The sequence below is a fragment of the Nannocystis exedens genome (assembly GCF_002343915.1).
In the GTDB taxonomy this organism is placed as follows: Bacteria; Myxococcota_A; Polyangia; order Nannocystales; family Nannocystaceae; genus Nannocystis; species Nannocystis exedens.
In genome coordinates this window covers 6,845,056-6,857,572 of record NZ_NETK01000001.1, presented here as the reverse complement: position 1 = coordinate 6,857,572, position 12,517 = coordinate 6,845,056, and the positions used below count along the sequence as shown (strand labels likewise).

Genomic DNA, 12,517 nt, shown 5'->3' with positions numbered 1-12,517 from the left:
CGGCCCTCGCCGCCGAGGCCCCGGCGGGCCCGAGCGCGCGCCGTTCCGCCGCTTCTTCGGCCTCGGCCTGCCGCGCCTCGCCGGCGTCGCCGTCGCCGGCGTGCTGGCCGTCGCCGTCGCCGCGGTGGCCGCCGCGGCCGCCGGCTGGATGCCCGAATGGACAGGTCTCTCGCGACATGTCCCGGAGATCGTCCCGGCCGAGCTGCCGCGCGACGACTCGCCGGTGAGCGCGGCCCTGCCGGCGGGCCCGCCGGTGCCCGCGCTGGCGCTGCCGGCCGACCTCGCCGCGCGCGTCGACGCCTACGTCGGCGCGTTCGGCCGCAGCTACGGCGACGCCTTCAAGTTCCACGGCGTCGTCGGCGTGGTGAAGGACGGCGAGCTGGTGCTGACGCGCGGCTACGGCCGGGCCGACCTCGCGCGGGAGAGCCCGATCGACGCGACCACGAAGTTCAAGATCGGCTCGCTGACCCAGACCTTCACCGCGGTGGCGGTGCTGCAGCTGCGCGACCGCGGCCTCGTCGACCTCGACGCACCTGTCCGCAAGTACATCCCCGACTACCCGGCGATCGGCGATCGGATCACCGTCCGCCACCTGCTCACCCACACCTCGGGGATCCCCAGCTACACCGACGCCGCGGTGTTCTCGGTCGGACACGCTCGCGCGGTCTCGGCCGCCGACGTGCGGGCGCTCTTCCAGGACCTGCCGCTCGAGTTCGTGCCCGGCACGGACTTCGACCTCAGCAACTCGGGCTACTTCCTGCTCGGGCAGTTGGTCGAGCAGGTCGCGCGCCAGCCGTTCGCCGACTATCTGCGCACGAGCGTGCTGGCGCCCGCGGGCATGAAGGACAGCGGCATCGGCCTGGCCGTCGACGCCCTCGGCCACGAGTTCGACGAGGACGAGGTGCTCGTGCCCGCGGCCCAGCGCCACTCCTCGGCCTACGGCGGGGCCGCCGGCATGGTCTCGACCGCCGCCGACCTGGCCCGCTGGGACCGCGCCCTCCGCACCCCGGGCCTCGTGCTGTCGCAGAAGAGCCTCGACGAGATGACCACCGTCGTGCGCGAGGAGTACGGCATGGGCTGGTTCGTCCGCCAGGACGGCGGCGGCACGATCGCCTGGCACCCCGGCGGCGTCGAGGGCTATAACGCCACGATCGCCCGCTTCCTCGGCGACGGCGTCACGGTGTTCGTGCTGGCCAACACCGAGGCGGTCGACACCCGCACGGTCGCCTACGACCTGGCGCAGATCGTCCACGGCGGCGAGGTCCAGCCGCCGCGCGAGTTCGACGAGGTCCGGCTGTCGGCCGCGCAGCTCGGCCGCTACGTCGGTACCTACGCGCTGACCGAGACGACGCACAAGCAGCTGAAGGGCCTGGTCGGGGAGGACGAGCTCAGCGCGATCGAGCAGGTCCGGGTGTTCCGCAAGGGCGATCGCCTGTGGATGAATGTCCCCGAGCACGGCGACAAATGGATGCACTTCATGGGGGAGGACCGCTTCTTCTTCAAAGATCCGTCGGCCACGATCGCGGAATTCGGCCCGCCCGGCGCGCCCGTCGCCCATCTCACGCTTCAGGCCGGCGAACTGCGTTTCATCCTGAAAAGGTCCGAGAAGGGCGAGCAGAACGGTATTTGACAACCCCGCGCCCCCGCTCGTATCGTGCGCGCTGGGGGATCTGCTCATGTCCAAACGTTCTGTTTTCTCGGACCATGTCGTCACGCGCAGCTTGATGTTCGTCCTGCCGTGGGCGCTCATGGCCGCGCCCGCGTGCGACGGCGGCGAGCGCAAGTCGATCGCCGAACAGATCGGTCCGCCGACCAAGAAGCTGTCGGAGCTCAAGCAGGACGCCGGGGTGTCGGAGGAGGAGCTGGCGCGCCGCCGCAAGGAGGCCGGCTTCAAGACCAAGGCCGAGATCGACGCCGAGCTGGCGGCCGAGAACGCCAAGGAGATGGAGAAGGTCGAGCGCGAGTGGATCAAGACGCGCATCAAGGAGTACAAGCAGCTCGACGTCGACACCGGCAAGTTCATCGACGACCTCGAGAAGGAGGCCGGCAAGTGGGCGGCCGCGAAGGACCCGCAGAAGGCCGCCGACAAGGGCATCAAGCCGCTGCAGGACCGCTTCAAGGCGCTGATCAAGCAGATCGACAAGCTGTCGGAGCGCAGCACCAAGGGCGGCAACACCCAGGCCAGCTACAACAAGCTGTTCCGCCCGCTCGAGGAGGTCGTCAACAACCTCGGGCCGCAGATCGCCAGCGAGGCCGCGTTCACCGAGGCCATCAAGAACGCGCGCACCGAGCTCGAGGGCATCAACAAGGCGCTCGAGGAGATCGAGAAGGACGAGACCCTCACCACCAACAAGTTCAAGGAGGGTGAGGGCGAGGCCGAGGGCAAGGACGAGAAGAAGAAGAAGTGAGAGCGGGCGTTGCCGCGCGCCCGGGGGCGCTCGGCCTGCGCGACGGCCACGCCTCCGCCAGGGTCCTCCCGTCCGCGCGCAGACGCCTGCGAGCGGCGAACAGCGGTTCGGTCGCGTATCCTCCCGGCCACCGATGTCCGCCCTCACCGTCGCGCTGTTCGTCCTCGGCCTCGTCCTCCTCGTCGTCGGCGCCGAGCTGCTGGTGAGCGGCGCCGCCCGTCTGGCCGCGCGCCTCGGCGTGTCGCCGCTGGTCATTGGCCTCACGGTCGTCGCCTTCGGCACCTCGGCGCCCGAGCTCGCCGTCTCGGTCAGCGCCGCGCTGTCGCCGGGCGGCGCCGACGTCGCGCTCGGCAACGTCGTCGGCAGCAACATCTTCAACGTCCTGTTCATCCTCGGCGTGTCGGCCCTGATCGCGCCGCTGCTGGTCCAGCGCCAGCTGGTCCGCTTCGACGTGCCGCTGATGCTCGTCGCCAGCGCGGCCTGCTGGCTGATGGCGCTCGACGGCGTGATCGGCCGCGTCGACGGCATCCTCCTGTTCGCCGCCCTGCTGGTCTACACCGTCATGCTGCTGCGGATCGCCAGGCGCGACGGCGAGGGCGGCGACGAGGAGGTCCCGCTGGCCCGGCCCGGCAGCCTGACCGCGAAGCTGCCTGTCCAATTGGTCATGTTGGTGGCCGGTCTGGCGATGCTGGTGCTCGGCTCGCGCTGGCTGGTCGACGGCGCGGTCGCGTTCGCCCGCCTGCTCGGCGTCAGCGAGCTCGTCATCGGCCTGACGATCGTCGCCGCCGGCACCTCGCTGCCGGAGGTCGCCACCTCGGTGCTCGCCGCCATCCGCGGCCAGCGCGACATCGCCGTCGGCAACGTGGTCGGCAGCAACATCTTCAACGTGCTCTGCGTCCTCGGCATCAGCGCCGCCGTCGCCCCGAGCGGCGTCGCCGTCGCCCCGGCCGCGCTGTCGTTCGACATCCCGGTGATGACCGCGGTCGCCGTCTCCTGCCTGCCGCTGTTCATCACCGGCGGCGGCCTGGCCCGCTGGGAGGGCGCGCTGTTCCTGTTCTACTACTGCGCGTACACGGCCTACCTGATCCTCGCGTCGATGCAGCACGAGGCGCTGGCGACCTACGGCATGGCGATGCGCTACGTCGCCTTGCCGCTGACCGCGATCACCCTGCTGCTCGGCCTCGTGCTCGAGCTGAAGCGGCGCAACGACCAGGCCGCGTGAATCCCGCGTGACCGCCCGGCGCGGATCGGCTACCGTCGCCCGCGTGTCCGCCGGCGAAGCCCTCCCGATCCCCGTCCCGCCCGACCGTGACCCGCCCGAATTGACGCGCGGGCCGCTGCTGCTCGGCGTCGTGCTCGGGGTCATCTTCGGCGCCTCGTCGATCTACCTCACCCTCAAGGTCGGCCTCACCGTCTCGGCCTCGATCCCCGTCGCGGTGCTGGCGATCACCGTGCTGCGCGCGCTGAGCCGCGCGCTCGGGACCCGCCGCGCGACCATCCTCGAGAACAACACGGTGCAGACGGCCGGCTCGGCCGGCGAGTCGATCGCATTCGGCGTCGGCGTGACGATGCCGGCGCTGATGATCCTCGGCTACGACATGGACATCGGCCGCGTCATGCTGGTGGCGATCCTCGGCAGCATCCTCGGCGTGCTGCTGTTCTCGCCGATGCGCCGGCCGATGATGGCCGACAAGTCGCTGGCGTTCCCCGAGGGCACCGCCTGCGCCGAGGTGCTGAAGGTCGGCGAGCGCGGCGGCGCGACCGCGCGCACCGTGTTCACCGGCTTCTTCGTCGGCCTGTTCTACAAGCTGGCGATGGCGGGCGCGCACCTGTGGAAGGAGGTGCCGACGTGGGTCTCGGGCGGGACGAAGACGATCGTCACGCCGCAGGGCAACCTCACCGTCAATTCGCCGGGGGTGTTGCCGGGCGGCTCGGTGGGCGCCGAGATCTCGCCGGAGCTGCTCGGGGTCGGCTACATCGTCGGCCTGCGCGTCGGCGGGATCATGCTCGGCGGCGGCGTGCTGTCGTATCTGGTGCTGATCCCGATGATCAAGTTCTTCGGCAGCGCCAGCCCCGACGCGCTGGTGTTCCCGGCCACCAAGCCGATCGCGTCGATGGGCATCGACGACATCCGCAACGCCTACGTGCTCTACATCGGCGCCGGCGCGGTCGCGGCCGGCGGCATCATCAGCATGGCGCGCTCGCTGCCGACGATCGTCTCGTCGCTGCGCGCCGGCCTGTCCTCGCTCGGCGGCGGCAAGGGCCAGGCGGAGGTGGTCCGCACCGAGCGCGAGCTGTCGATGAAGGTCGTGCTGCTCGGCGCGCTCGGGGTGATCACCGCGATCAGCCTGTCGCCGTTCTTCCCGGTCGGCTTCCTCGGCGCGCTGCTGATGGGCCTGTTCGCGTTCCTGTTCGTCACCGTGTCGGGCCGCCTGACCGGCGAGATCGGCTCGTCGTCGAACCCGATCTCCGGCATGACGGTGGCGACCCTGCTGCTGACCTGCCTGATCTTCCTCGCCGCCGACTGGGTCGGGCCCGAGCACCGCCTCGGCGCGCTCACCATCGCCGGCGTCGTCTGCGTCGCCGCCAGCGTCGGCGGCACCACGGCGCAGTCGCTCAAGACCGGCGCGCTGATCGGGGCGACCCCGCGGCGGCAGCAGATCACGATGATCATCGGCGCGGCCGCCTCGGCGCTGGTGATCGGCTTCACCCTCTTGCTGCTCAACAACGCCAGCACCGTCTACACGCTGAAGCACGAGGCGGCCGGCGTCCACGCGCCCGCCGACGTCCCGCTCGGCCCGGCCGAGCCGCTGCGCGGGCCGGAGGCGCTGACCGACTCGGCCAGCTACCGCGTGCTGCAGCTGCCCAAGCCGCGCGACGGCATCCCCGCCGGCAAGTACCTGGTCGACGAGACAGGCAAGATCAAGTACCTGGTCGACCCGGGCATCAACGGCCGGGTCAAGAAGCGCGACGACGACACGCCGGTGGTCAAGTACGACGCCCCGAAGGCGAGCCTGATGGCGCTGATCACCGACGGCATCCTCACCCAGCAGCTGCCGTGGGTGCTCGTCATCCTCGGGGTGATGATCGCCGTCACGCTCGAGCTCGCCAGCGTCAGCGCGCTGCCCTTCGCCGTCGGCGTGTATTTGCCGATCTCCGCCAGCGCGCCGATCTTCATCGGCGGCCTCGTGCGTCACTTCGCCGACCGCGCCCGCCAGCGCCGGCGCGCCGAGGCCGGCCTGGCCGCCGAGAGCGAGCTCGAGGCCGAGTCGAGCCCCGGCGTGCTGATGTCGAGCGGCCTCATCGCCGGCGGGGCGATCGCCGGCATCGGCCTGGCCCTGCTGGCGCTCGCGCCGTCGGTGCAGCACGCGATCGACTTCGGCGAGACGGCCGAGCTCGGCGACCTCGGCTCGCTGATCCCGTTCGGCCTGCTCATCGCCGGGCTGGTGCTGTTGGCGCGCCGCTGACCAGCGCGCCCCGTCACCGCGCCTCGTAGGGCCGCTCGCCGAGGATGTTGCCGGGCGGGTCGTAGTTGCAGACCCACACTTCCCTGTCGCCGCAGCTCGCCACACCACAGCCGAGGCGCTTGCTGTCGGCCCACACGACCTGCGTGTAGTGGCCGCACACGTCGCTGCAGGTGTGGGTGATCGCGTCGTAGTCCTGGACCTCGGAGACCCAGTTGGCGATTACGTGCGTGGCGCTCGACGCGTAGCCCCGGCTGCCGAAGATGTTCTCGCCGTACTGCTGCGCGTCGGGCCCGTCGGACGGCCGGTGCTCCATCACGCAGCCCTTCTGGGCCAGCTTGTCGGCCCACTCCTGGGCGAACCCGGCGACCTGCGACGACCAGGTCAGCGGGTCGATGCCGAGCTCGCCCCGCACGACGTTGTGCGCCGCGGTGATGCCGGCGAGGCGACCCGGCTCGGGGTCGGACCGCGGCACGAGCGTCACGTCGATCGCCGAGACGTCGTTATATGTCTCCAAGGACATGTCTGGTCGGCAAGCCGCGGCGAGCGCCAGCAGGCCGGCGACGAGGAGGCCGGCGGCGGGGCGCGCGACGCACGGGGGATGGGGAGTGATGGCGGTGGACATCGGGTGCGAGCGTGGCTCGAGCACCCGCCGTGACCGGCGAACCCCGGCTCGGCCCGCGACGGCCCGTCGAATCCCGGGCAACGCCGAGGCGTCGCGCGAGGTCGACCGCGGCGAGGCGCGCTCGTCGTCGCCACGCGAGAGCTGGCGCTCGGCCCACGCGCCGTGGCGGCGAGAGCTTCGCGCGGGGTCGGACCGCGCAACCCGCCGCGGTCGGGCTCGAAATACCCGCGCCCGCTCGTTCGCCGTCGCGTCACACCGGCAGGCGATAGCGCCAGTGCGACAGCGGGTCGCGGCGGATGAACACGTGCATCTTCCCTTCGCCGGCCGCGAGGGTGAAGATCGATCGGTCGACGCTCCACTCGTAGCCGAGGGTGGTCACGTCGACATGAATCAAGAGCCATGTCGGAAAGGGCAGCCGCCACAGGAAGTCGCGGACGAACTCGGTGACGCTGGCGAACTTGCCGGCGTAGACCGGGAGCGCCTCGTCGACCCCGTCGTCGCCGAAGCGGGCGCGCAGCAGCCGGCGCACGTGCTCGGCCTGCTGCGCCTCGCCCTCGCCGCCCTCGTCGCCGAGGCGGAAGGCGTACAGCGTGCCCTCGCGCTCGACCGTCCAGAAGTGCCGCTGCAGGTGCATGTCGAGGCCGATCCCGGCCATGTCGGTGCGAGGGTGGACGCGGCCGGTGAAGCCGAGCGCGCCGCGGGCGAACGCGTCGAAGTCGCTGTAGGCCCCGAAGTACGTGCCGACGTAGGAGAACGGCCGCGCCGGCTCCGGGACGCCCGGGTCCGTCGGCCGGGCCAGCCGGTTGCCGCGCCGCAGCACCCGCGCGTTGCTGAGCTCGCGGTGGTGGCTGCGAAAGCGGTCGACGAGCGCGTCGACCTCGTCGAAGAGCCGCACGACGTCGGGGTCGCTGTCGCTGATCGCCGCGCGCTGCAGCGACGCGACCGCGGTCTTGACGAGCTCCTGGGCGAACCCCGCGGCGGTGATCCGGACGTCGCGGGTGATCTCGTGTCGAGTCCGCTGCCTGAAGTCCATGACGATAGCCTCGCTCTCCACCCACCATACCCGAGCCCGCCGGGTCCCCACAAGTCCCCTCCCGTCTGCTCCAGTCCCCTCTAGTCCCCACAGGTCCCACCGCACCCCGGCCGCGCGCCCCCTCGCCCGCCTCGTGCTCGAAACCACTTTTCGTCCGGGGGCGAAGACGGATAAGATGTTGGGTCGCGCGCGCCGGGGCCGACCGCGAGGCGCCGCGGGCCCGCGCGTCGCCTGCGACGCGTGACGCCCCGGCCGAAGCTGGCTAACGTGGGCGCGTGGCGCTCACCGACGAACAAGCGTGGACTCTGACCTCGGCCGGCCTCGTCGCGCTGGCCGACGGCGTGCTCAAGGGCGGCGAGGCGACGCGGATCCTGGGGCTGGCGAGCGAGCAGGTGCCCGCCGAGGAGCAGGACGCGTGGATCGATCGGTTCGCCGACGCGGCGGCGCTGTGGGAGTTCGCCCGCGGACTGCCGCGCCCGCCGGCCGAACGGGCGCCGGAGGTCCTACGCCGCGCCTGGTCGATCGCGCTGGTCGACGGCGAGGGCAGCGCGGAGGAGGCGGAGGTGCTGGGCCGTGTCGGCGAGCTGCTCGGCGTCGACCGCGAACAACTGACGGGGTGGCGCAAGGCGTGGACGGCGGAGGCGAACGAGCTGGCGCAGTACGTGGCTGCGTTCGCGGCGATGATGCTGCACCGCCGCGCCGACGCGGCGCGCGAGCCGATGCAGCCGATCGACGCCGACGGTCGGGCCGAGTTCGCGGCCCTCCTGGCCCGCCTGCCGCTCCGCGAGCCGCGCCGCAACCGGGCCCTGCGCCTGCTCGACCAGGCGCCGACCCTCGACGAGCTCGGCGGCGCCTTGCAGCTCGCCGAGCCCGAACGCCGCGGCCGGGCGCTCGAGGAGATCGCTCGCCTCGTCCGCAGCAGCAACCACGCGGCCGTCGGCCGCCAGTTGTTCCTCGCCCTCACCGCGCGCATGGGCCTCGACCAGGAGGTCGCTCGCGTGATCCTCGGCTGACGCAACTTGTCCCCAGGGACAGGTTTAAAAAGGGGCGCCGCCCGAGCGCAGTGAAGCGGTCCCGCGGGACATGTCGCGGGCCGCCCGACGGGCTCCGCCGCTCACTGCTGGAAGCAGCTCTGCGGCGGCGCGACGTCCTCCGCGACGAGGCCGGGGCACTGGCAGATCCCGTAGCCCTCGCCCCGGTGCGCGCCGCACACCAGCCCCGGCTCGCAGTCCTCGTGGCGGGCGCAGATGCTCCCGGGCGGGCCGTCGCTCGGGTAGGGCCAGTCGCGGCAGTCGAAGCCGTCGGGGAACTCGCAGCAAGCCAACGCGCGGGCCTCGGAGGGCGAGCAGGCCCAGCAGGTGCCCTCGCCGTAGCCGATCGCCTCGCCCTCGCCGCCGCACCAGATGTCGATGTCGGGGAAGGTGCACACGCCCGGGCCTCCTGCGGTGCCGCGCAGGCAGATCCCGCTGCACGGCGGGTCCTGGGGCCTGCCGCAGGCGACCGCCGTCAGGCTCTCGCAGTCGAGGTCGGTCCAGTCGTCGAAGCGGGGCCGCGCGTCGGGGCCGATGTTGATCGGCGGCAGCGGCGGCGCCGGCTCGGGGAACGGCACCTCGCAGTCGAGGTGCTGGGCCCCGCCGCTCGTCGAGCTCTGCGAGTCGGCGGCGGTGGTGAGCGGCTCACCGCTGCTGCTCGTGGTCTCGCTCGGGCTGGTGGTCGCACTCGCGCCCTCGCTCTCGCTCTCGCTCTCGCTCTCCGGCGCCTCGGTCGCGCTGGCGGCCGGGCCCGACGCGTCGGTCGAGGGCTCGCTGCCGCCGCCGGTGTCGGCCTTTTGGGGCACGCAGGCGGGGAGCAGACAGAGCGCGAGCAGCGAGGGACACAACAACCCATCCAACCATCGTAAGTGCATGCACGCACGATAGACGGGGCGACCGCTCGCGTCCAGGCGCCTCAGATCATCGGGCGATTGGGCGCGGCGGGCAGCTGCTCGAGCATGGTCTCGAGCCGGTTCAGGTGGTCCTGCGAGCGGTCGAGCAAGTTCTGGAGCTCCTGCACGACGTCGCTCTCCAGCGACGGGTCGGACAGCAGCTTGGCGTAGCCCTCGTAGCCGACCGTCTCGCCGCGGTGCAGCACGCGCAGCGGGACCTCGTCGTTGACGATCGAGGCCAGACGCTCGAGGCCGGTCGTCAGCGAGCCCCACGCGCCCGAGCTCTCCGGCTCGACGCCGCCGTGCTGGCGGATGATCGCTCCGAGCCGGCGCACGGCGCCGACGTGGTCCTCTCGCAGCCGCTGCAGCTCGGGCTCCTCCGTCTGGCCGGCGAACTTCTGCAGCGCGCGGTCGTAGGCTTCGATCGCGGACAACTCGCCGCGGTATTGCGACAGTAGCGAGTCCATGAGCGGCTTGGGTAGTGCCATGGCGCGTCCTCCGAACACAACCGTGACCGACGACATCGAGCTGTCAAGGGACCCGCGCGGCGGCCCGGGCGCGGCCAGCGGGCGCGACCGTGGCGGCGACGGCTGGCGCGGCGCGTCATGTGCCTTTCAGGACATGTTCCGATTTACATGGCTGAAAGGACATTTGAGCGCACGAGCGCCCGGCGCGTGGCCGCGCGGAGCCGACCGCGTCACGCCGGCGAGTGGCCGGGCGACCACGGCCGCGTCACACTGAACGCGATGGAGGCGCTCGTGGCCATGCTCCTGTTGCCGCTGCTGCTGGTGGCGCCGCTGGGCGAGGCGCTCGAGCGGCGGCGCGACCGACTGCACGACCGCGAGGTCGAGCGGGCCTGGGGCCAGACCTGGATGCGGGTCCACGGGCCGCGCGTGGTGCCGGGCTCAGAGGGCCGCGGGCTTTACGAAGCGCACCACGAAGCGGTCGGCCGTGCCGCGCTTCCCCGCCGCCGCCGCGGCCGGCGGCGCCGCGTTCCAATCGCGCGGGTCGTCCGGGCTGCGGAGAAATTCCGCCGACCCCGCGCGCTCGAAGCCGGCCTGTAGCACCTCTTCGACGACCGTCGACTCCTCGACGCGGTGGAGCGACTCGGCCACGCTGGCGCCGGCCCCTGCGCGCGCGCTGTGATCGACGATCACGTAGAAGCCGCCGGGGCGCAGCGCGGCGAAGATGGCCCGGTTCATGCGCGCGCGGTCGGTGCCCATCCAGTAGGTGTCGTGATAGAAGAGCACGTTGATCACGCCGTCGAGGTCGCGGGCCTCGGGCGGCAGCGGGTCGTCGAACTCGCGATCGACGCGGACCACGTTGCGCAGCTCCGGCGTCGCCAGCCGCTCGCTCCAGGCCGGCTCCAAGAACCGCTCGGTCACGAACTTGTTGTTCTGCGCGTACACCACCCCGTCGGCCCCGACCGCGCGGGCCAGCAAGAAGGTCGTGTAGCCGTGGCCGGCCCCGAGGTCGGCGAGCCGCATGCCCGGGCGCAGGGCCAAGAATTGCAGCAGCTCCTCCGGCTTGCGCCCCGGGTCGAGCTCCCGCTCCGCCGCCGGCCTGGCCGGATCCTCGACGATCGCCCGGATCGCCGCCTCGTCGAGCCCGGGGCCCGCGTCTGGCGCGCGGACCACGGCCGGCTCGGCCGCCGGGCGACAGGCGGTCAGCGCGAGGACGAGGAGCGCGGCGCAGCGGCGGAGCATCGCGCGCAACCTAGCACCGCGGCCTCGCGACGTCACATTGTCGGCGTCCCGGGCCGGTTCACGGCGCGACGCGTGACGGCCCTTCATCCGCCGGCGGTCCGATCGAGGTCCGAGGCCTGCGGCTCACAGCGGGACCGCGACGCCGCGCAGCCACAGATCGGCGAGGCGGTCGTCGTGCATCACCGGGGTGACGAAGTAGCCCTTGGGTCGCGAGTCGGCGATCGCCTGCGCCGACACCAGCGGCTCGTCGGTCACCACCTGCGCGCCGGTATAGGACGCGTGGACCAGGCGGACCTCGCCGCCGTCGACCACGACGAAGCCGATGTGATTGGCGAGGCCGATGATGTAGAGGCCGTCGCCGAGGCCGGCGATCCGGGCGGCCAGCGATTCGGCGGGGACGCTGAAGTAGCGGTGGAGGTCGGCGGGCCTCGGCGCCAGCGCCTTCTGCACCGCCAGCGCCGGCGCCTGCGCGTACTTGTAGCGGCTCGACAGCGCGAGCCCGGCGTTCTCGAGCACCGCGGCGACGAAGTAGCCGCACGCGACGGTCATGCCCGGGGCGTGCGGCCGGTCGGCGGTGCTGTTCTTGCCGAGGCCCCACGGCGTCCCGAGCCACGCCGGAAACACCTCGCGCACCACCGCCTCGCGGAAGTACGCGCGCGCCTCGGCGCGGATCGCCGCGCGCGTCGCCTCGTCGCCGGCGGCCGCGTAGCGCCGGCCGAGCCGGGCCCGCTCGCCGGCGATCGCCGCCAGCGTGGCCTCGAAGTCGCGCGCCGGCGCCTCGACCGCCGCCACCTCGCCGGTGCCGGCGGCGACGCTGGGGTCGCCGCGGCAACCTGTCCCGAAAGCCATGGCCGCAGCGAACGCGACGACCGCCGCGAGGACGAGCGCCGCGGAGCGATATGTTCGAGGGGACATGTCCGCGGTGACAGCCGCGAGCCCGGCGCTCCGGCGCGAATCGCCCGCGCCCCGGCGATCGCTCTCAAAAGGCTCTTCTGCCGAGAAATCGGGCGAATCGACGGCCCCGAGCGAGCGCCGGCCGAGCGTGCACGCGCCTGGGCGGCCGCCGACGGCCAGACACGACCGGCGGCGGCAGATCGGCGCACCCCCGCGAGCAGCTTTTAAAAGCTCGGACGGATCGATCACGCCAGGGCCGGCCATTCGGCGCGAGCGACGGCGGACCGGACGCACGGCCCAGTGACATGTTTTTAGAGACATGTTTGAAGCGCCAGCCTGTTTTCCGGCGCCGGGAGACCTGCGACGAGCGAGCGCGCGCACCTGCAGACAACGCGCGGCACGGGTGCAGACATTCCACGGCGGTCCGAGCTCCTGTCCTCGCCCGGCCTGCTCCTCCTTCGTG

Annotated in this window: 11 protein-coding genes; 5 read left to right on the top strand and 6 right to left on the bottom strand. The window is 72.4% G+C overall.

Annotation, left to right across the window (positions count from 1 at the left end; translation table 11 throughout):
- Positions 1-100 precede the first annotated feature (100 nt).
- The 4 genes from NAEX_RS26960 (at position 101) to NAEX_RS53125 (ending at position 5,875) form a co-directional block, all read left to right on the top strand.
- Positions 101-1,630: a serine hydrolase domain-containing protein gene (locus NAEX_RS26960; protein ID WP_096330354.1), complete on the top strand. Its 1,530-nt coding sequence runs from the start codon at positions 101-103 to the stop codon at positions 1,628-1,630.
- 46 nt (positions 1,631-1,676) lie between these two features.
- Complete coding sequence (locus tag NAEX_RS26955) at positions 1,677-2,408, top strand: hypothetical protein (protein WP_143825635.1); 732 nt, start codon at positions 1,677-1,679, stop codon at positions 2,406-2,408.
- 133 nt (positions 2,409-2,541) lie between these two features.
- Positions 2,542-3,630, top strand: coding sequence for a calcium/sodium antiporter (locus tag NAEX_RS26950; RefSeq protein WP_096330352.1), 1,089 nt, complete (start codon positions 2,542-2,544; stop codon positions 3,628-3,630).
- A gap of 43 nt (positions 3,631-3,673) precedes the next feature.
- On the top strand, positions 3,674-5,875 hold the full coding sequence (locus NAEX_RS53125) for an OPT family oligopeptide transporter (protein ID WP_245913808.1): 2,202 nt from the start codon (positions 3,674-3,676) through the stop codon (positions 5,873-5,875).
- 13 nt (positions 5,876-5,888) lie between these two features.
- On the opposite strand, the gene NAEX_RS26940 is transcribed toward NAEX_RS53125, so the two are convergent.
- Positions 5,889-6,497, bottom strand: coding sequence for a CAP domain-containing protein (locus NAEX_RS26940; RefSeq protein ID WP_143141596.1), 609 nt, complete (start codon positions 6,495-6,497; stop codon positions 5,889-5,891).
- 250 nt (positions 6,498-6,747) lie between these two features.
- A complete protein-coding gene (locus NAEX_RS26935; RefSeq protein WP_096330350.1) occupies positions 6,748-7,530 on the bottom strand; it encodes a hypothetical protein in 783 nt (260 codons plus the stop codon).
- Between the two features lie 275 nt (positions 7,531-7,805).
- On the opposite strand from NAEX_RS26935, the gene NAEX_RS26930 reads away from it, so the two are divergent.
- Entirely contained in the window at positions 7,806-8,543 is a 738-nt protein-coding gene (locus tag NAEX_RS26930; RefSeq protein WP_096330349.1) for a TerB family tellurite resistance protein, read from the top strand.
- Between the two features lie 101 nt (positions 8,544-8,644).
- Here NAEX_RS26930 and NAEX_RS26925 read toward each other — a convergent pair whose 3' ends face one another.
- The 4 genes from NAEX_RS26925 to NAEX_RS26910 form a co-directional block, all read right to left on the bottom strand.
- On the bottom strand, positions 8,645-9,436 hold the full coding sequence (locus tag NAEX_RS26925; RefSeq protein ID WP_143825634.1) for a hypothetical protein: 792 nt from the start codon (positions 9,434-9,436) through the stop codon (positions 8,645-8,647).
- A 41-nt stretch (positions 9,437-9,477) separates the two neighbouring features.
- Positions 9,478-9,942, bottom strand: a complete 465-nt coding sequence (locus NAEX_RS26920) for a ferritin family protein (protein ID WP_170136033.1) — start codon at positions 9,940-9,942, stop codon at positions 9,478-9,480.
- A 417-nt stretch (positions 9,943-10,359) separates the two neighbouring features.
- Complete coding sequence (locus NAEX_RS26915; RefSeq protein ID WP_096330346.1) at positions 10,360-11,160, bottom strand: class I SAM-dependent methyltransferase; 801 nt, start codon at positions 11,158-11,160, stop codon at positions 10,360-10,362.
- A 123-nt stretch (positions 11,161-11,283) separates the two neighbouring features.
- On the bottom strand, positions 11,284-12,075 hold the full coding sequence (locus tag NAEX_RS26910) for a hypothetical protein (RefSeq protein WP_143825633.1): 792 nt from the start codon (positions 12,073-12,075) through the stop codon (positions 11,284-11,286).
- Positions 12,076-12,517: the final 442 nt, after the last annotated feature.